At 44.9% G+C, this 20,521-nt stretch carries 17 protein-coding genes and 1 riboswitch; of the genes, 4 read left to right on the top strand and 13 right to left on the bottom strand.

Annotation, left to right across the window (positions count from 1 at the left end):
* Positions 1-96: 96 nt before the first annotated feature.
* On the top strand, positions 97-1,017 hold the full coding sequence (locus ACIGBN_RS02820; protein WP_133001567.1) for a dienelactone hydrolase family protein: 921 nt from the start codon (positions 97-99) through the stop codon (positions 1,015-1,017).
* An 81-nt stretch (positions 1,018-1,098) separates the two neighbouring features.
* Here the strand turns inward: ACIGBN_RS02820 and ACIGBN_RS02815 are convergent, their stop codons facing one another.
* From ACIGBN_RS02815 to fes, 7 genes are all read right to left on the bottom strand, one after another.
* Positions 1,099-2,232, bottom strand: a complete 1,134-nt coding sequence (locus ACIGBN_RS02815) for an MJ1255/VC2487 family glycosyltransferase (RefSeq protein WP_133001568.1) — start codon at positions 2,230-2,232, stop codon at positions 1,099-1,101.
* Positions 2,229-2,744 carry a phosphatase PAP2 family protein gene (locus ACIGBN_RS02810; protein ID WP_133001569.1) on the bottom strand — a complete coding sequence of 172 codons (516 nt, stop codon included), beginning with the start codon at positions 2,742-2,744 and terminating at the stop codon, positions 2,229-2,231. Before ACIGBN_RS02810 ends, ACIGBN_RS02815 begins: the two co-directional genes overlap by 4 nt.
* A 151-nt stretch (positions 2,745-2,895) precedes the next feature.
* On the bottom strand, positions 2,896-3,903 hold the full coding sequence (locus ACIGBN_RS02805; protein ID WP_243711897.1) for a phospholipase A: 1,008 nt from the start codon (positions 3,901-3,903) through the stop codon (positions 2,896-2,898).
* A gap of 43 nt (positions 3,904-3,946) precedes the next feature.
* On the bottom strand, positions 3,947-4,294 hold the full coding sequence (locus ACIGBN_RS02800; RefSeq protein ID WP_133001570.1) for a 5-carboxymethyl-2-hydroxymuconate Delta-isomerase: 348 nt from the start codon (positions 4,292-4,294) through the stop codon (positions 3,947-3,949).
* A 76-nt stretch (positions 4,295-4,370) separates the two neighbouring features.
* Positions 4,371-5,303 carry a 2-hydroxyacid dehydrogenase gene (locus tag ACIGBN_RS02795; RefSeq protein ID WP_396663527.1) on the bottom strand — a complete coding sequence of 311 codons (933 nt, stop codon included), beginning with the start codon at positions 5,301-5,303 and terminating at the stop codon, positions 4,371-4,373.
* 229 nt (positions 5,304-5,532) lie between these two features.
* On the bottom strand, positions 5,533-6,831 hold the full coding sequence (gene entS, locus ACIGBN_RS02790) for an enterobactin transporter EntS (RefSeq protein ID WP_396663525.1): 1,299 nt from the start codon (positions 6,829-6,831) through the stop codon (positions 5,533-5,535).
* A gap of 48 nt (positions 6,832-6,879) precedes the next feature.
* The gene (gene fes, locus ACIGBN_RS02785) at positions 6,880-8,193 is read right to left on the bottom strand and encodes an enterochelin esterase (protein WP_396663523.1); all 1,314 of its coding nucleotides are present in this window, start codon (positions 8,191-8,193) and stop codon (positions 6,880-6,882) included.
* 268 nt (positions 8,194-8,461) lie between these two features.
* Here fes and ACIGBN_RS02780 point away from each other — a divergent pair, with 268 nt between their 5' ends.
* Positions 8,462-10,540 carry a TonB-dependent receptor gene (locus ACIGBN_RS02780; protein WP_396663521.1) on the top strand — a complete coding sequence of 693 codons (2,079 nt, stop codon included), beginning with the start codon at positions 8,462-8,464 and terminating at the stop codon, positions 10,538-10,540.
* A 62-nt stretch (positions 10,541-10,602) separates the two neighbouring features.
* Here ACIGBN_RS02780 and ACIGBN_RS02775 read toward each other — a convergent pair whose 3' ends face one another.
* The 3 genes from ACIGBN_RS02775 to ACIGBN_RS02765 all read right to left on the bottom strand — a co-directional run bounded on the left by ACIGBN_RS02775 (position 10,603) and on the right by ACIGBN_RS02765 (position 13,969).
* A complete protein-coding gene (locus ACIGBN_RS02775) occupies positions 10,603-10,977 on the bottom strand; it encodes a hypothetical protein (protein WP_396663519.1) in 375 nt (124 codons plus the stop codon).
* 9 nt (positions 10,978-10,986) lie between these two features.
* Positions 10,987-12,549 carry an FMN-binding glutamate synthase family protein gene (locus tag ACIGBN_RS02770; RefSeq protein ID WP_133001573.1) on the bottom strand — a complete coding sequence of 521 codons (1,563 nt, stop codon included), beginning with the start codon at positions 12,547-12,549 and terminating at the stop codon, positions 10,987-10,989.
* A gap of 214 nt (positions 12,550-12,763) precedes the next feature.
* A complete protein-coding gene (locus ACIGBN_RS02765) occupies positions 12,764-13,969 on the bottom strand; it encodes an MFS transporter (RefSeq protein ID WP_396663516.1) in 1,206 nt (401 codons plus the stop codon).
* A gap of 138 nt (positions 13,970-14,107) precedes the next feature.
* Between ACIGBN_RS02765 and ACIGBN_RS02760 the strand changes: the two genes are divergently transcribed.
* The gene (locus tag ACIGBN_RS02760; protein ID WP_133001575.1) at positions 14,108-14,995 is read left to right on the top strand and encodes a LysR family transcriptional regulator; all 888 of its coding nucleotides are present in this window, start codon (positions 14,108-14,110) and stop codon (positions 14,993-14,995) included.
* A gap of 102 nt (positions 14,996-15,097) precedes the next feature.
* Here the strand turns inward: ACIGBN_RS02760 and ACIGBN_RS02755 are convergent, their stop codons facing one another.
* Positions 15,098-15,772, bottom strand: a complete 675-nt coding sequence (locus tag ACIGBN_RS02755) for an energy-coupling factor ABC transporter permease (protein ID WP_133001576.1) — start codon at positions 15,770-15,772, stop codon at positions 15,098-15,100.
* Positions 15,773-15,838: 66 nt separating this feature from the next.
* Positions 15,839-16,032: riboswitch (cobalamin riboswitch) on the bottom strand.
* 136 nt (positions 16,033-16,168) lie between these two features.
* Positions 16,169-17,533, bottom strand: a complete 1,365-nt coding sequence (gene yegD / locus ACIGBN_RS02750) for a molecular chaperone (protein WP_341562593.1) — start codon at positions 17,531-17,533, stop codon at positions 16,169-16,171.
* Positions 17,534-17,821: 288 nt separating this feature from the next.
* Between yegD and ACIGBN_RS02745 the strand changes: the two genes are divergently transcribed.
* The gene (locus ACIGBN_RS02745) at positions 17,822-19,732 is read left to right on the top strand and encodes a methyl-accepting chemotaxis protein (protein ID WP_396663513.1); all 1,911 of its coding nucleotides are present in this window, start codon (positions 17,822-17,824) and stop codon (positions 19,730-19,732) included.
* A gap of 76 nt (positions 19,733-19,808) precedes the next feature.
* Here the strand turns inward: ACIGBN_RS02745 and ACIGBN_RS02740 are convergent, their stop codons facing one another.
* Positions 19,809-20,390 carry an NnrU family protein gene (locus tag ACIGBN_RS02740; RefSeq protein ID WP_133001579.1) on the bottom strand — a complete coding sequence of 194 codons (582 nt, stop codon included), beginning with the start codon at positions 20,388-20,390 and terminating at the stop codon, positions 19,809-19,811.
* Between the last annotated feature and the right edge of the window lie 131 nt (positions 20,391-20,521).

Here is a 20,521-nt window from a genome sequence, read left to right as displayed (position 1 = left end):
ATTAACATGGAACTAATTGGAATACATTCACCTCTAACAAAAACGCAATAGCGATATATTCGTTGTGTTATCACCTAGTATCAAGAAGGATTAACAATGACTGCAACAACGGAACATTCAATACCAACGATGTCAGCTAAAGACATCCCTCAAGAAGCGTTTGATTGGTACGACGAATATGCTCATGGTGATATTGATCGCCGAACGTTTTTGTCTCGCCTTGGCTCACTTAGCATAGCAGGACTAACACTTCCTGTGGTTGCTGGCGCCTTATTGCCAAATTACGCACTCGCGGAACAAGTGTCTTTTAATGACTCAGATATCCAAGCAAGCTACGTAACATTTGACACGCCTAATGGTCATGGTCAAGGTCGTGGCTATCTCGTTATTCCCAAAGGAGTAGATGCGAGTAATAAAGCACCGACTGTCTTAGTGGCGCATGAGAATCGAGGTCTGAATCCTTACATTGAAGATGTGGCTCGACGACTGGCAAAAGCCGGCTTTATCGCTTTTGCACCTGATGCGCTTTTTCCGCTGGGCGGCTACCCAGGAAATGACGATGAAGGTCGAGCAATGCAAAAAACACTGGATGGGGCAAAAATAGAAGGCGACTTTATGGACGCCGCCAGTTTGCTTGAAAAGCACGCCTACGGAACAGGAAAGGTCGGCATGGTAGGCTTTTGCTATGGTGGCTATTTAACCAATACCTTAGCCGCCAATATGCCAAACACCATTGCCGCTGCGGCGCCATTTTACGGCACGCCAGCAAAAGCGCATATAGAGCAAATCAAAGGCCCATTACAACTTCACTTTGCGGAGCTAGACAAACGCGTTAACGCCACTTGGCCAGCTTATGAGGAGGCATTAAAAAAACACAAGGTCCCCTATACTGCCTACGTCTACACTAACGCAAATCACGGTTTTCATAACGACTCTACGGCACGCTACCAAGAGAAAAACGCAGAGCTTGCTTGGTCTAGAACCCTTGAGTTCTTTACTCAAAACCTAGCCAGCTAAACGCTTATCACGTTATTCCTAAACTGAAAAAGCCTCTTTAAACGAGCAGTCGTCTAAAGAGGCTTTTTACTTGATCATGGTTTATCTAGGCTGACAATTTGCCAAACGCTGGCGTTTTAGTGCGCGATGTACCGGCTGCGCCTTCTTTCCAACCGGAAAGGTAAAGTCGATTCCAGCGGTATTCGGCGTTTGCGCCCATAACCCAGCACACAATTCATCCACCGTTGTGTCATTGTCTGCCTGCAACCAACGAACAACGGCTCGCGCCACGTTAGGGTAAGATATTTGCACAACTCGACTGCTTTCAAGCCATTGCTGAATAACCTTCGCATTAAGCACTTCACTGGTTTGAGCTAACCCCAATGTTTGCAGCGCTATCATATTAGAAAGCTGTTCAATTTGCCCTTGCATGGGCTTAGCCAAAATACGCCGCCCTAATTGCAAAGCCTCTGAGTTCAACTCAAAGCCAGCATTACAAAGTACCGATTCACATTCGCTGAGGTTTTTCTGAAACTCACTCAAGCTAAAAGGGAACACTTCTATATTCCGATACACTCCAGGATCAATGTCTTTACAGTGTAATCGAAAACGGTAGTTCGGAATGTCTTCAAGCCATTCCATCACCTCTTCGCTGTTTTCAAAAGGCAAATAAACCAACACGGTTTTCTCATAAGGCGCGCGTTTCTTTTCGTGTAAGTGCTCATCTAAGTGCACAAGCGGCGGTAAAATAGGATAACCAAAATGGTGCCAATGAGCGCCTAGCTGGGTCGTTGAGGGCGCGAAATTTGATAAAATCCATTGCGATAAACGCTTTCCTGTATAGCGCGGAATATTATGACAAAAGGCATATTGATGCCCAAAGCCAAGACAAGGGGTGCCTTGGCGCTTTGCCGCCCAGGCAACAATGGGCTCAAAGTCGGTAATGACTAGGTCGTATCCCCGTGTGTTTAGCTGACGTATGTCTTTAAACAAGGTCAAAAAACGGGCCTTCTGACAGGTCGCCAAAAGGTCTAGCTGACCATTTTTAGCAACAAAGCTCAGCCCATCGAAAACACGATAGTCCCCAAACACATCCATATCAAAATAATCTGAGGCAGGCCGCCCAGAGAACACAAAATCGACCTCAACACCCGCTAACGCAAACTCCGCGGCCATCGAGCGCGCTCGTGTAATATGACCATTCCCTGTGCCTTGAACACCGTACAGTATTTTCACACTAACACCCCTATCATCAAGGCCGCACAGCCTGTGCCAAGTAACGCGCCCATCACGGTATCGGTCGGAAAATGCACGCCTAAGAAAATACGCGACAAACCAACTTGAGACGCCCAAACGTAAAGGTAAAGAGCAAAATCCGGAAAGGCGTCACAAAGACAATAAGCAACAAAAAAAGCCCCTGAGGTATGACCAGAAGGAAACGAGAATTGATCCGAAGGCACGATGAAACTTTTAAAGTTATCGAGCGCATCCGCAGGTCGATTCCGCTTAAAACCACGCTTTAAAATAAGATATAAACTGCGCTCAAGAAGAAACCCTAACGCCAAAGCTGACGCGAGCGCCGAAAAGCCAAATGCCCACAAAACGATGGCAATCAATACATAAAGGGGGCCATCAGCGCTAAAGGAAATCGCTCTGCTGACTCTAGCCAATGCAATGCGATGCTTACGCGCCATACACCAAGAAAAGGCATGTACATCGACGGCGTGTATGTTTTGAAGAATGTTCATTTTTCCACCTCTCTTGTTGATCATAGTTTCAACATAAGGCAGCAAAATGTCATTTACGCTTCAGTTAGATGACAACTTTGTGACGACATAAAAACGCCCTGCTTTATGGCAAGGCGTTTAGATCATCGAACAAGGCAGGTATTGATAACGATTAAAACCAATTGGTTAACATTATGCCGACACCCAGCGTTTGAGAGGACTCATCATAGCCAAGTAACGATTGGCCGTAGCCATTAAAATATTGCACATAACCTCTCGATTTCCCCCACAAAGGAAACGTAAAGCCAACTTCTATTGCCCCTTTGTTCTCGGAAGATCGTAGATTATTACGCAACATCACATCGATACTGTAATCATCAATGGCATGAAAGACTCTGAACTCACCATAACCTAGGTATTTTTCAATATCAGGGTTATCGTCTTCCTCTTCGCTTTCAGGAATCCGATACCAAGGCTTGATTGAGTATGCGGTATCGCCATGCTCAAACGTAATATCCACATACAAACGGTTCCAAGAGCGAGATAAACTGTCGGATTGACCATTAGATTGGTGATCAAAACCGTAACTCACATAGCTTGGTTTGATATTAAGAAAATCAAAGCGAGGTTGGGTCACTATGAACACTTCTGGCTCATAGTTGGTATCACGAAACGGCGCGGAAATAGCCCCGTTGTATGCCTGCCAATAGGACTGCTGAGTATAAGCAAACCATAGGCTGGTGTTTTTTCCGACTATATTATAGGCGACGGGAAATTTGAAACTGAGCTGAAACTTAAACTCAACTTTATCTAAGTCTTCATCGTCCGCTTTATCCCCCAAAAATGCCGTTTCATTCGGATGTGGATTAAAAGTAAACGGAAGAAAGTAATTGGGCCTATGTGGCGTTAATACAAAGGGATTATTAGAAGAGTCCCTTTCCCGGGATGTTCGCTGTTCCACCAGCCCATCAGACGCTTTGGCTCGCTGGGTGATCGTATCAGGGACTTTCGGCTCTTCAGGCGTATAATCGTCATCATTTTCCGCTTCACTAGCCTGCTGGCTAGCTGGCTGTTTGTTGTCGATATTTAATGCCGCACGTTCTTCATCAGACTCAACAGAATCTATTTGTGCATAGAGCATAACGGGGAAACACAAAACCCATAACAGCATAACTTTCATGAAATACTTCCTTGCCCCATAACAACCAAGCCAATGTCTTTGATTAAGATAAAATCACTTTACGGGCGTAAGTATCACGTTCCATTTCACAAACTTCAACGGTAAAGCTAACATCCACTAACGAAAACTGAGTCAAAGCGTCTAAAACCAAATGAGAAAGGGCTCTTTTTTGCTCGACTGGGCGTCCAGATAACATGCGAATTGTGACATGCACAAACGCATCTTCTTTGCCTGCAGTCATAAAGTTTTTATACGGAAAACCACGTAATTTAACATCCGATTCAGCAAAAATCCCAGACTCTAAACAGGCTTTTTTAACGGTTTCCAGCCAATCTGCTGGCGGTACTTCTTGGTCCAAATTTTGGCTGTATTCAACAATACAATGTGGCATTTTCGCCCTCTTCTTAGCATTATATAAGACGGATAACGAGGCCTCTGATAACACATCAGAAACAACTCATTGCAAGTTAATAACCTATGTTCACATCCACTATTTGAGGCATTTCTCCCCGCTCTCGGTATCGTCGAATATTGTTGGCGACGATCTGACTCGCACTGGCCGGATGAGTAGGTGCAGATACATGCGGCAGCACACTGATATTAGGATGCTGCCAATAAGGATGATTCTGAGGCAACGGTTCTTGTGTAAACACATCTAACACAGCATGAGACACTTGTTTATCCAACGCAGACAACAAAGCTTGCTCATCAATAATGGCACCACGAGCAAAGTTAATAATACTCGAGTTTTGCGGCAAATAAGCAAGAGTGTCTTGGTTCAGAATGCCTCTGGTTTGCTCTGTCAGTGGCAACAAGCAGATAAGAATATCACTTTGGCGCAATAATTCATAAAGCCCTTCTTGACCATGAAAACAGGAAACACCTTGAATGGTTTTAGGACGGCGACTCCAGCCTGATACTTCGAAGCCGTTTTCTTTCAAACGTAAGGCGCTGGTTTTCCCTAGCTCCCCTAACCCTAGCACACTGATACGACGATCCTGAGCGCGCACCATAGGTCGTTGCCGCCAGTCTTTTCGTTCCTGCTGTTCTTGATAAGCGTACATTTCTCGATGTAAAAACAAGCTCCATGCTAACACCGCCTCTGACATGGTGCTGGCCAACTCTGGATCGATTAAACGCACAATCGAAAAACGCGGCCGATCCAGCTCCATCACCATTCTTTCCACACCTGCCCACACACTGTGAACCCATTTTAGCTCAGGCAATGCCAATAGTTCACTAGGATCTGGGTTCGCTACAATGGCCAGTTCACAAGTGTTTTTTTGCTCTTCACTCAGCTCAGCAAACGGCATGATGTGCTCTTCTGGCAGCGCTTTGGCGAGGGCCTTTACCCATAACCTTTGCTCCGCCTTTGGCGCTCGGCTAACAAAAGGAATCATTTGACGTGCTCCCGAGCGGTCTCTTTAAACCCTTTGCGCTTAATGGCATGACCACTTAGGGTTTTAAAGAACAGCCTGGATTCTAATGAGGTAACACAATCTGCGTAATGACATAAAACGCACATATTGACTCCTAGCAAAAAAGAAATGGCTGAGATGTCTCTCAACCATTTATAAAAATATTACGCTAGAAAATACAGTACTGAGCTAAAAAGTAAATGCCCGTAGGCTAAGTCGTGGAGCCAGTAGCAGCAACATTACTAGGAGATGATTCAGCGGCCTCAGTCGTCATATTCTCATCGATCAAGCTGGCATTGCGCAATGAACGAAAGCCTATAGACATCAATGCTGTTAAGCCCGCACAACCAAGTCCTAGTGCAAGCACACTGTTAATTGGCGTGAGTACCTTAGCCAACACACCTACCCCTAAGGAGCCTACTGAATCCCCTACCACATCTTGGGCTGTCCAAAAGCTACCAATACGGCCAAGCATATGATCCGGTGTATGCCCTTGAACTATGGTGTATTGCAGCAAACCACCGATCGACCCAAAATAACCAAACACCGCCAACATCACCAGCATAGGCACAAAGTAACTACTCACCCCCAAAACTGCCACACTGATAAAGGAGCCAAATGCCATGGCTAACATCACCAACCCTGGACGCTTTACATTGCGCACCCAGCCACTGGTCAAAGCGGCTATAATCGCTCCGACTGGTACCGCCGAGTACATTAGTCCAACTTCAAAAGCACCGCCGCCAAATGCAGCAAGGGCAAGTGCTGGAAACAAAATTCGAATCGACTTTGTCATCGCCTCTAGCGTGCCAAGCAATACCACACTGCGTATGACTTTGTGACGCAAAACAAACTGAAAGCCGCCCAATAAAAAACGTACTGGATGCTGTTCCTCTGTTTCTTTCTCAGGCTTCATGCTAGGTAAAAACACCAAGGACAATAACGTACACAAGGTCCCTGCTGCCGCTAAACTGTAATTCCATGTGACACCCCAAGCGACAATCACTAAGCCCGCCAATGCAGGGGATATCACCGACCCTATGCGCACAACCAACATACTTAAAGCCCCAGCGGTGGGTAAGTTTTCACGGCCAACAAGGTGCGGAATAGACGCCAATAAGGCGGTCATCCCCAGGGCGCTAAAAAAGCCATCCCATAATGAAATAGCATAAACCGCCCATACGGAGGGGGCAGATAAGTAACTATTAAGCGCTAAGAAGATAAAACCAACCCCACAGATCCCTCGAGAAAATAGGATCAATTTTCGTCTGTCATACCGGTCGGCCAACACCCCGCCTAACATCAAGCCCACAAACATACCTATGCCATCCAAGGCGACAGCATAGCCTACTTGTAAACTGGAACCGGTTAACTGGTAAATTTGAATCGGTACCGCCACATTCAACATACCAATACCAAGTACCGACATTAGCCGTGCTATAAAAATAGCGCGAAAACTTTTGTTGGTTTTTAACAAACTAAAATCCAACAAAAAATGCTTTTTCGTCATCATCACTCTCAAAACAATAACGCTATCATTAGCATGATAGCGACCTAGTTAGGCACTAGGTGGTAAAAGTGCGACAAGCCCTTTTACCAAACTAGAGCGCCATGCGAGCCAATCATGCCCGCCACAAAAGCGATCATAAATAAGCCTTGCTGGTTGGTTAGCGAAAGTGACTAAACGATCCGCTTCTAACGCGGCCAGCATATTCTCGTTATAGCGATTCATATCGCCTTCGCCACTGCCTACACTCATGAAAATGTCTAAATGTGAAGCCGCTAACTGGCCCAATTGAAGCTGAGCAGATAGGCTATTTGGTGGTGTATAAGACAGCAGCGTCGGGTCACAAGGTAACGCTCGATTAACGTCTGGCCACCAAAATGATCCTGATAAGCTAATCACCTTTTGCACCCTCTCAGGCCAGTTCAAGCCGACGTATAACGCCGCCAAGCCTCCTAAGCTTTGCCCTGCAACCAAGGTCGTAGAAGCCCCACCCAGTGACACCCCATGCTGCTGCGCCAGAGGAAACAGTTCATCAAATACCGCCTGCCAAAAACCTTCATGACAAGAAAGCTCAGACCAACGAACCTTGCCATCGATAGAATCAATCAATAGATATTGAGCGGGCGCGATGTGTTGTTGCTGAGTTAAAGCCTCTAGTACCGCAGGCGTACCTGATGGTGTTGCCCATTTTTGGCCGTCTAACAAAATAACCAATGGTTTAGAGCCAGAGTCCTCACCGGTTTGGAAGGCATAAATTGACCGTGAATTTTCTAATCTGGTGCTGTCCCAGGTGAATGTTGTCATTCGCTCACGAGGAAAAGTGAGCTCACCGGCGTCCCATTGAGGCCAACCAAACTCTCTTTGCGCATTAGGCAAATGCAATGCAGATGTTTTGCCATCGATTGAAGCCGGAAAAGGGTTTAATACATCCGGCAATGCCTGATCCATTATCGATATGTACCAACGTCGCTGCGCTTGTGATGAGCCGTCACTCTCAGAAAACGCAAGGTGAGGCATTTGTTCCGCCGTCAAAGGGATAAAGGAATAACTGCCACGCCAGCTGGACTCAATACTGAGTTGCTTATGCCAAACATCAGTGCCCGCTACGCGCGATAAGGATACCGGCTCCCAACTATGATGATCGGTCACTGAATTTATTTGCAGTAGAACTTGCGCCACACAAGATTGAGACTCGTCCCCTGAAGGGTCTTGCCAAAAGAAATCAACCACGGTTTCCCCTGAATAATTTCCAAACATAAGCGGGCAACCCTGCTGCTTTAGCCTTTCCCACCAGGCCTTCGTCCCAATATCCGCTGCGACTAAATACTCACCTGCCGCTAATTTAAGCGCTAAATCCACACTCATTTTGATCCTTAACTCATCGTCGGAAAGATGTTTTTTTAAAATAAATAGAAATAATTAATAAATGGTATTGCGAATCATTTTCATTATCAATAAGATTACACGACTTTTACATAAGGCTACAAAGTAGCAACACATTTTAGTAAAACTGCAATTTGGTCACATATTGGTGCGAAATAGCAGTGTTTGAGTGGGTTTATGTAAAACAAAAACAAACACGTCAAAGGACGCTGTTTGATTTCAATAAAACTAACTAAGGAATGTTCTTCAGATGGCTAACACAAACATTATCTCTCGCGTTAATGTGCCTTACCGCTTATCCGTAGTCGCTATGGCGGTTATTGGTATCAATGCAGCAACTTTATCAAACAGCGTTTGGGCCGAGGATGCGATTAATCTTGATGCTATTACCGTTACTGGTGAGAAAGTTGATAAAGACATAAAAGACACAACAACAGCGGTGACTGTTATCACTGAAGAACAGTACGAAAGCGGTAAAAAGAAAGACATTAACGATGTTATCGTAGAAGCACCAAACGTGACGACCGGTGCATTCGGTACCGTCAACATCCGAGGCGTGAACAGTGCCGGTGCCGCAATTGGCGCGAACGCCTTTATGACAGGTGGCAGCCCTCGTGTGTCCACTGTGGTTGATGGCATCACTGAAACTTGGGGCGGCTATAACTTCAACCCAACAGATGTTTGGGACTCTAAGCAGGCGGAAGTATTACGTGGGCCGCAATCTACATCACAAGGCGATAATGCCATTGGTGGCGCTGTGGTTCTGGAAACCAATGACCCAACCAATTACAACGAAGCCGCTGTTCGTGCCGGTTTAGAAAGTTACGATAACGGTAATATCAAACATAACGTAGCGGCTATGGTTTCTGGACCATTAGTCAAAGATGAACTTTCCGCTCGCGTCGCGATAGATCACACTAAAGGGGATGGTTACATTGATTATGAAGATGATGACGGTGATGGTGAAGATCTAAGTGAATCAGAATCTCTAAATGCTCGAGTCAAACTATTATGGACACCAAGCAGCATCGAAGGATTGAGAGTTAAAGTCACAGGTGTACACCGTGAAAACGATGGTGAATACTTGAATTGGGTGAATAATAGCAATTACGGCACCACAAACAGAGTACGTGTTCTTAATGCTGATGATAATGAAAATACTCGAACCCAAGACTCTCAAGTTAACAGTATTAGTACTAATATTGATTATGATATAAGCGAAGAAGTTAAAAACCAGCTTCAAATTAGCTACAACGATTACACAGCATCATTCCAACAATACCCAGATGACTTAGAGCTTACATTAACAGAGAAGAAAACAACGATGGAAAACAAGGTGATCTTCTCACCAAATGATTCCAAACTTTCCGGTTTTTTTGGCTTCTATGTATCTCAAGCAGATTCTACCCTAGAAGTTCTTTCTGAAGGCAGCTCAGCTTATGATTCAGATGGGACAAAAACTAACGTAGCTGGCTTTGGTGAAATCACTTATGCCGCAACAGATAAGTGGGATATAACAGCAGGTTCACGCCTTGAGCATGAAAAACAAGATCGCGATCTAACTGTTTACACCAACCTTTTAGAAGACAACACGGAAGACACTTACTTTTTACCTAAAGTTTCCACGACTTATGACATCACTGAAGCAACAACATTAGGTGCTTCCGTGACCAAAGGTTATAACTCTGGCGGCGCAGCCCTTCAGTGGTGGGACGGTACATCCAGTTCATGGGAATACTACACATTTGACCCTGAAACCGTCATTACTTATGAATTAAGCAGTAAAACACGCCTTAATAATAACCTTACCATTAACGCCAGTGTTTTTTATAACGATTACAATGACTACCAAGCTTACACAGATTACAAGCTAGAGAACGTTAAAAAGGCTCACACTTACGGCGCTGAAATTGAAGTCGTTGCACTAGCAACGCAGACGCTAGAGCTAAGAGCATCTGCTGGTACATTGAAAACAAAAGTAGATGAAACTAGCAGCGATACAACCAGCTGGCAGGGTAATGAATTGTCTTACGCACCTGATTTAAACCTTGGCTTAGGCTTTACCAAGTACATTGGACAAAGCTGGTCAGTGGGTGCTGATTCCACTTACGTAACCTCTTACTACTCAGACATGGATAATACAGCCAGTCAAAAAGCCGGTAATTACGTAACAACCAATGCTTTTTTACAATACACATATGACGATCTAACGATCAACGGTTACATCAACAACTTAACCAACGAAGATATTATTTACCAAAGAAATGATACAACAGCCTCTATCGGTGCTTCTCGCACAATCGGTCTAAGCGCAACTTACCGCCTGTAATAGATTTTTAGGAGGTAAAGGGATTTAGGAGGTAAAGGGATTTAGCCTCCTAATTTGTTCACTCACGCGCCAACCAATTGCCAACGCACGCCGTAACCATCGATAAAGCAAACCTGTACATGACTATCTTGTTCATCTGGTAAGGATTCAAAGACGACACCAAAACCAGAAAAAGCATGGTAGTCATCCCAGAATTGTTCACTTTTCCATTCAATCGCTGGCATAGGTTTTATGATTTTCAAGGCGTCGGCGGCGGCGCTTTCATCCTCAACCAACAACAGAGTTAATCCCTGTTTAATTGACTCAGTAGAAGATAAGCAGACGGATAAAGCCGACTCACTGTGGTTGTTTTCAGCGTTTGCCAGCAGACCAAATACAGAGTGATAGTAGCTGCTCGCATCCGTTAAATTTTCTACAAAAACAGTGTGTTGGCTCATTGTCTTCCTTTATTGTAAACGCTCTTCTATAACTGAAGGCTCATTTTGAAAACCGACCATATTAATAAACTCAGGTCTAACATTAGGGATCGGATTTACTTCAGAGAATAGCGCAGATCGACTTTGATTTTCAATAATTCGCACATGGGATCGATTTAATTCTCTAGGCTCTTTCACGCCGCAAGAATGCGCAATCAAACCAATGCCATGCAGTAGACCATCTGCATAATTGGCCACACGCACAGACTTTTCTTGTGCAACCAGACCTTTTTGTAAATCTGGATTATGCGTGGTAATCCCTGTTGGGCAGGTGTTTTTATTACACTGCAACGCTTGAATACAGCCCAGCGAGAACAAAAATCCACGTGCACTCACCACAAAGTCAGCGCCAGCACTCAACGCCCAAGCCGCTTTACCAGGTACGATTAACTTACCAGACGAAATGATTTTAATATAACGGCGTAGGCCATAAGACGTGATGATGTTCACCACCAGCGGCAAACTTTCTCTTAGTTGCATGCCCACATAGTCCATTAAGGGTTGTGGAGCTGCTCCCGTTCCCCCATCAGAGCTGTCTATGGTGATAAAGTCAGGGCAATAATCAATGCCTTTTTTATGAATCAATTCGCACATTTTTTCAAAAAAGCCAAGATCCCCAACCACCATTTTAAAACCAACGGGTTTAGAGGTCACTACGCGTACATGACGTACCATGTTCAATAGGTCATCGATCGATTTGATATCAGTATGACCATTCGGGCTAATGGAATCTTCGCCTACTGGGATTCCCCTAGTGTGGGCAATTTCTTCAGTCACTTTCGCGCCTGGTAGCATGCCTCCTTTCCCTGGTTTGGCACCTTGACTCATTTTAATTTCGAACATACGAACCGTTTGATGCTCAGCAATCTTCGCCAATTTAGCATCATCTAAACGCCCGTCCTTATCTCGTACGCCGTATTTCGCAGTACCAATTTGAAACACCAGATCACAACCGCCTTCCAAATGATAAGGAGATAAACCGCCTTCTCCGGTATTCATCCAAATACCAGCTTGGCGCGCCCCTTTCGATAACGCTTGCACAGCAGGTTTAGACAAAGCGCCAAAGCTCATCGCTGAGATGTTCACAACCGAGTTTGTTCGATATGGGATCTTTGCGGTGAACTCACCAATGCACACTTCTTTTGGCTGCGCGGCGTCTTCTTCCAATGTTGGAAACGCGCAATTTAAAAAGAAAATATCCCCAGGGGTTTCCAATGAACGAGTCGAACCAAAGGCGATAGTTGTATCCACTTTTTTCGCCGCGCGATAAGCCCATGAACGCTCAGCTCGATCAAAGGGGCGCTCTTCACGATCCAAGGCAAAAAAATACTGACGGAAAAATTCACCAAGGTGCTCAAAAAGATAACGAAAACGACCAACAACAGGATAATTTCGGCGAATAGTATGAGAGGTTTGATGCACATCAACCCAATACATAACACCAATGGAAATAACCGCAGCCAACAACAAGAAGAGACATATAATCGCTCCCCATTGAATGGTAAACGTCGCTAATGAGGACAACACATCCATTTCTGAGCTCCTAAGATGGATAGCTAACAAAACGATAATAAAGTAAACACTACTTTAAAATAATGTTGCTTAGGTTACGCCATCTCCTCAGTGAAATCACGACGCAAGCATGAAGACTTTCCGCAATAAACGGGGAAAAAAAAGCACGATTACTTATCTGTGGAAAATCGCCGCCATTTTTCCTATACAAACCTAAGAATGCGACTACGAAAAACTAATGACTTTCTGAAAGAGGCTGAAGCACAGGCTTAGTCAGGCGGATCAAACTAACGCCAGCGCAGGCAACAAATACTAATACAATCCACGAGCCAACGACTACGCCAAGCCAACCTTCAGCACGCCAAAATGGGTCAAGATAATAGCCACCAACACTGGCTCCAAGGTAATAAAAAACAAGGTATAAAGAGGAGGCGCTGGCTTTCGCAAACTTAGCATTACGACTGACAAAACTGCTCGCCGTTGAATGACACAAGAAAAAACCAAAACTGTTGATTAACAAACCTAAAATAATCGCCCAAAGCGTGCCGCCCAAGGTAACCAGAGACCCCAACATTAGAATGCAGGTTCCTAACACCATAATATTAGGTTGCGGCCAACGTCTCGCTAAGCGGCCTGATATAGCCGATCCTAAAGTGCCCGATAAATACGTGAGAAACAACATGCCTATGTATTTCGAGGTTAAATGGTAAGGCGCTTCTTCTAATACAAAGGTGATGTAGCTGTATTGATTAATAAAAATAAAAAAACTAAAGCCGCCGATAAAATAACAGGTGACCAATCGACGATTTTTTAAATGGTTCCACATATTGGAAACAATATGCGATACCCGTAGAGGTTTGGGATCAAAACGTTTGGAATTGGGTAATAAAAGGATGAACGCCGTCATACAAATAAGGCTGATCCCGCTCATCACCGCAAAAGTAGACGACCGCCCCAACCATTCCCCGACAAAACCACCAATCAAGCGCCCACCGATACCACCTAAAGTGTTACCACTGATATACAAACCGACGGCGACCATCAAGGCTTCAGGTGTGTATTCGTCGCCCAAATACGCCACCGCGATGGCGGGCAATCCGGCGAGAAAGAAACCTTGTAAGCCCCTAAGCAACAACAAGGATTCATAACTTTGTACGAAGGACAACCCCAAGGTGGTCAGCGTGATCCCCACCATGGTCATGATCATGATGCCTTTGCGCCCAAAAGCGTCGGAAATGGGACCATAAAAAAGCAACGATATGCCTAACGTTAATGTGGTAATGGTAAAACTGGCGGTGGCCTGTAAGGGGCTGATATTGAATTCATTGGCGATCATTGGCAGCAATGGCTGTGTCACATACACATTGGCAAACACCATAAAAGAGCCCAACACTAACGCGAGTGTTCCTCGCCAGAACACACCACTGCCCACCTCAATCACACACTACCCCAAATGATTCACTGCTGATAAAAGAAAACGAATAGAAAAGCACCCAGATCCATCCGTTATTTGCCACTATACGCCTCGCCACTTTATCAATAAAATATATCTTAGTTATCTATAGGATCAATAATATTGATGGATATTAAACCACTGCGTTATTTTCTGGCGATAGCCAAAAACGCCAGCTTTACCCGTGCCGCAGAGCAATTGAATGTGGCTCAACCAGCCGTCAGTATGGCCATCAAAAAACTGGAAACAGAACTTGGCTTGACCCTACTGCACAGAGCAGACCGTAAGATCAGCCTAACCGACGAAGGCAAACGCCTGCTGCTACACGCAGAGAAAATCATTCAAGCGACCGACGATGCATTATTAGAAATGAATGAGCTAAAAGGCCTAAATCAAGGTGAAGTCCGCGTTGGTATTCCGAGCATGCTGGGCTCTTATTACTTCCCCCCTATTCTCATGGCATTTCGACACCGTCACCCAACGATCAATTTAAAGGTCATTGAGGGAGGCACTTGGCAGCTGCAAAAAATGCTCGAAGACGGCGAACTCGATTTAAGCGTCATTGTTGCGGAAACCTTACCAGAAGGCTTAGAAACTCACCGTTTACTTAAAGAAGAAATGCGCGTCACTGTGGCCAAAGATCACCCTTTTAGTCAACTAGAAAGCATCACACCCGATGCCTTTTTTGATGAAGAGTTGGTGATGTTTAAAGAAGGGTATTTTCATCGACGAGTGGTAGACAGGCTTGCAAGAGAAACCGGCAAAAGCCCTAAAATTGGTTTTGAAACTAACTTAATCCCCCTCATTAAATCCATTACGCAACAAGGCTTTGGCGTCTCGACCTTGCTTAGCATGGTGGTCGAGGGTGACGATCAACTTATTTCACGCCCTTTTAACCCACCCATTTGGCTCGACCTTGGCATTGCATGGCGCAAAGGCGCTTACCTTTCTCAGGCAAACCAAGCCTTTTTAGACTTTGTCTGTAAGCAGGGGCACGACTCAGAAAACCGTTAATCCATCCGCTATCACACTGATTGTTCAACCAGAGACAAAAACGCCTCTTCTGAGGTATAAGAAGAGGCGTTTTCAAAGAAGGCGGTAAAACAAAGAACAGGATTATGAGTTAAAAAGACGCTGCTCTACCAGAGGAGAACGCTTCACTTGTTTCATTCCTTTAGCGCCTGCCAATATAGCCAAATCAATAAGTGGCTCAATCAATACAACGCTTAAATAAGCCACACCAAAACTCGCCACAGCAGACAAGTTAGAAACGGCAAAGCCTTGACCATAGAATGCCCAAAAAGCAACCCATAGTACAATGCCACCTTGGTAAGTTAACGACAGTTTCAACGCCTGTGCGTAACCAATATCCACATACGCCGTACGCTCAGAAATAACCCGTCGCGACACAGCCGCCATAGCAAAAAGAGGCAATAGCAAAGTTGTTACGTTCATACCGTATTGCGGCAAATCAAAAGGAGCGAAAAAGACACCTTGAATCAACAATCCCATAAACAGACCGATAGAGGCGGCTGCAGGGCCAAATATCAAAAACAAAGTAGAGCCTAAAATAAGATGAACTTCTGACACGCCTACCGGCTGATGCGGCAACACCTGGAAAAAGAACAAGACCAATGCGCTGGTGATGATGCTTCGCCCCAATAAGGTCATTAGACCATGTTCACGAATCGCATCGATGGACGATTTTGCAGATAACCCTAATGCCGCAAATGCCGTTGCATAACTCAAAACAATTTTAGCGCCAGTGACAACGCCTGGTTCAATATGCACTATGTGCCTCCAATAAATGTTTCATACTCACCCGTATGATTTCAATTAATCGTTTTTTGCTTGGCAAAAAACATAAAAAATAAAGGCCGGTCTCCGGACTCATAAGCAGCGACTTGTCCCTTCCCATTTTCACAGTGGGAGCAAGCATGGCTTCCTGACTTATTTACCGTTGCGGGGGCAGTACCAGATTAGCTTCTTCCTGAAGCGCACTCGTTTCCCGTTTCATCAGTTACACTGACACCTTTATTCGTACTACCCTATAAAAGAGTAGATTCGCAAAGCCTATGAAGTTACTCACTAATAAGCAACCTAAAAAGTAACCTTTCTAGACTCTGAATGAAAATACGTCAAGTCGACAATATCTTCATTCAATTTCATGATACAACGCGGTCAAAACTAGCGAAAAATACGTTTAGCCCACACCGTAAGCCCAGCGGCAACACTGCCAAAGTGGTCACCATCAAGGACTGGAACATCGCCTATTCTGTGCTGGATCGCTTCTCTAATAACTGGAGATTTCGCAGAGCCACCCGTCATATAAATTACATCAGGTTGCACGCCCGCTTGCTTGATCGCCTCACTCATTAAGGACAGCATTTTTTCTAATGGCGGTTGAATCGAATGTGAAAACTGATCGCGAGAGATGGAGCGGTTTAACCCTTTTTCAATGTAATCCAGCGACACCTTGTGTTCTTGCTGATCTGACAAAGCGATTTTGGCTTCTTCTGCATTGCGAACCAAATGGTAATTATGCTTTTCTTCACGCAAATGCAAAAAGCGTTCAAGCAATTTCGGTTCAGACGCATCTAAACGTAACTGTTCGATTTGCAGCTTGGTTTCTAGGCTATTAAATGTTGCCAACGCCGTGACATCGTTGGTAGTCACAGCATTCCAATAAAGCTGCGTCGGCATTGGTAACCCAGTCTTTAGGTTCGAGTCCATACCAAAAAGCGGCATCAGGTGCTTACCTGCCACTCGAATATCTAGATCGTTACCACCAATCCGTTCACCAGTATGTCCTAGAAAATCAGCGCTTCTGTCTTCTTTTGATGCGAAATCAGGGCCCATTTTGACCATAGCGCAGTCGGTGGTCCCCCCCCCTATGTCCACCACCAGCACGGTTTGGTTTTGCGTCATCTTGGCTTCAAAATCCAAACCTGCCGCTATCGGCTCGTACAGAAACTCAATCTCTTTAAAACCAGCCCGTTTACCCGCTGTCGTTAGAATGTCCAATGCTTGGCGATTGCTCGCTTCAGAGTCAATGCCTTGAAAGTTAACCGGACGACCAATTACCGTATGAGTGATTTCTTGTCCTAAGCTTTTCTCAGCTTGCTGCTTGATGTTTTGCATCATCGCGGTAACCACATCTTCAAAAAAGTGAATATGTTGCTCACGCAGTCCGCTGCCACCTAAAAAGGACTTAGGAGATTTAACAAAATACCCGTCTTCAGGCCATTGATAATATTCAGAAAAAGCGGCTCGACCAAAAAATAAGGCCTGCTCATCACTGGCAATGTCTTCTTCTCGACGTACTCTTTGTGCGCGCGACAAAATAAGACGACGCTGCTCAACAAATAATGCTCTTGCTTGAGGGTCGGTCAAGTTTCTTGCAACGGACTCTGATATCAGATCCCGGTCAAGCGCATAAAGCGTTGATGGCAAAAAGGTGTTTGTGCCTTCAAGAGGCACTAATCGCACTTTGCCATCTTCTTCAATACCGATTGCGCAGTTCGATGTACCGTAATCAAATCCACAAATCATGTTCAATCTCTGCCTATCTTAATAACCAAAAAGGCCGCGGAAGATAACACATTCCCCTTAAAACTGTCAGCACTCAGGGCGCTTAGCCATACTATTTATGCCGTAAACCATTTTTTATTCGTCACTCAGATGAAAATCTCTATAATGACGGTGCTACTTTTATGCCAACAATAAAATACAACAAAGAATACGCGTAGCGCCTTATCTCACTCTCGACTTTGGCTTAGCGTTTTATCAGCAAAAAAACGCCCACATACAAGCCACCACTGAATTATAAATGGAGTTATTATGAGTCTTTCGCTACAAGCCAAGATTACATTACAATCAATTATCGTCGCGATTATCGTCACCCTTAGCGTTGGCTTTCTTTCATATTATGAATTCGAATCCTCCAGCTCATCCCGCGTAGAAGCGGAAGCGACTTCCCAAGCCGATGCTATTTCTACCTATATTAATAGCTGGTCAGAAGACCGTCGTAATGCCTTGGTTGCCATGCGTAACAAAGTAGAAGCACAGCTACAAGCCAACCCAAATCTAAGCGAGCAAGCGGTACTAGACATTCTGCAACAGGCACAAACCAGCCTGCAGTTTGGCATGACGTTTCTTGGCTTAGAAAACGGCAATATGTATCGCCATGACCCCTCGTTAAATAGCGCCTCTTACGATCCTAGAGTCCGCGGCTGGTATAAAGACGCCAAAGCGAAACGCAAAGCGTTTGTTACCGCCCCTTACATCTCTGCTTCAACCAAAAAACTGTCGATGACCTTCGTGGAACCCATCCTTGTCAATGGTCAGTTTAAAGGTGCATTAGGGGGGTTGGTGTTTTTAGACACAGTGATGGATCGCATTTTAGCGCTGCAAGTACAAGGCGATGGTTACAGCACTTTATTTGATGAAAGCGGTAAGATCATTGCGACCCCAAATGTCCAATTGATTTTAAAAAATGCAACGGAGTTATCCCCTAGTCTCAACAAGCAATTTTTTAGTCAGGTTAACCAAGCCCCTCAGTTCAAGACCTTTAGCCTAAAAGGTCAAGACACCCTAATGTACACCAGTAAAATTGAAGGCAGCCCATGGATTTTGGGCATGATAATGAAAAAGTCGGTATTGGATGCTCCCGTGAAAAGTCTGGGCATCAAAACCATTATTATCTCTCTAATAATCATCCTGTTGGCCGCCTTAATCGTCACCCAAGTCACGCGCTTCTTATTAAAAGACTTGCGTCGAGTGTCTGACAGCATGGCGCAAATTGCCAACGGCAACGGAGACCTAACACAGCGTTTAACAACCCGTTCCAAAGATGAAATTGCGCTATTGGTGGCGAACTTTAACAACTTCGTAGAGTTGCTACACGGCACCATTTCACACCTTAAAAAAATCGGCCAACAACTCTCTCAACAAGCGACCTATGCCCACGACAGCTCGGGCGATAGCAACGCAAAGTTAGCAGAACAACAACAAAACATTTCTATGGTGGCTACTGCAGTTCATCAAATGGCTCAAGCCACACAAGAGATTGCTAACAATGCCACTAATACGGCAAGCAATGCAGATGAGACCGTTGCCGCAAGCCGACTTGGCCAAAACCAAGTGATTAAGAGCCAAAACAGCATTTCAGCTCTGGCCACAGAAGTTCAAGAAGTTGCCCATGTTATTAACAACGTTAGCAGCAACGCCAATGGCATCAGTGCCATCTTGACGACCATTTCCGGCATCGCCGAACAAACGAATCTGTTAGCCCTTAACGCCGCCATTGAAGCCGCTCGTGCAGGAGAACATGGCCGTGGCTTTGCGGTTGTTGCAGACGAGGTACGAGAACTTTCACAGCGCACTTATAGTTCGATTGAAGAAATTCAAAAAATGATCGAAACACTGCAAACCACAACCAAAAATGCCGTATTTAAGATCCAGAAGAGCCATGAGCAAGCAGAAGGCAGTGTCCTTGATGTAAATGAAGCTAAAATCAGCCTAGACAATATTCAACAGTCTATTAGCTTAATCAACGATCGCGCTGCGCAAATTGCCACCGCCACCGAAGAGCAAACCAGTGTCACCGCTGAAATCAATCAAAACACCAATGACATTCAGCAAGGCTCTGTCGAGCTGGTTGAGTTATCAACGCTCAGCGCACAACGCGCCGAAGAACTAAAAGTGTTGGCACAAGACCTAATTGATAACATTAATATTTTTAGAACCTAAACGTCGATTTTACTAAGCAAAAAAAATCCCCAACTGGCTTAGCCAGTTGGGGATTCTGATTGGTGCCTAGATTGCATTAAACCAAAGGAGAAACACCAATCAACATTTTGTGTAAGAAGAACACCATGGCGAACCAACACACAATACATACGACAAACGCGGCAAGATCCATGTGCACGCCAATGTATTCAGGCTTCTCTACGCCAGCGGCTCGGTCACGACGGCGAGCCACAGCAAAGCTAACAATAGACCAAACCAAGAAACCACCAAACAAGACAAGGTCGGCTAACGTGCCATTACTGATTAAGTGTGCAAAGGCCCACAATTTAATCGCCAGTAGAAAAGGATGCCCCACCATGGATTTCAATTTGGTGCCTGGAATCAGCGCCGCGGCTGCAAAATAAAAAGACACTAGCACCAATAAAGACGCTATTTGGTGAGTCCACATTGGTGGATTCCAAAGCCACACAGGCGCAAGACGGGCCTGCATAAAGCCCATCACAATAGACGCAATGGCCAATAAGCTAATCAAACCAAAACGCATGCGCCAACGCACAGCACCGTTTTTCGCCATACTGCGAGCACGCCACTCTGGTGCAAAGATATGCACCGAATGCAAACCAAAGAAAATAACCAGACCGATTACTAAATTCAACATAGAACAGAGTTCCTTAACCATCTAGGTAAATCAGGGCTGCATTCTATCATCATGAAAAAACAGCCACGTTAAAAATGAAAGCCCCAAGACTCGAGTTTCACGCTAGCAAAGCACTACCCTATGCTCTATTG

The sequence above is a fragment of the Marinomonas sp. NPDC078689 genome, from assembly GCF_044542435.1.
In the GTDB taxonomy this organism is placed as follows: domain Bacteria; phylum Pseudomonadota; class Gammaproteobacteria; order Pseudomonadales; family Marinomonadaceae; genus Marinomonas; species Marinomonas arenicola.
This window is presented reverse-complemented; position numbering and strand designations above follow the sequence as displayed.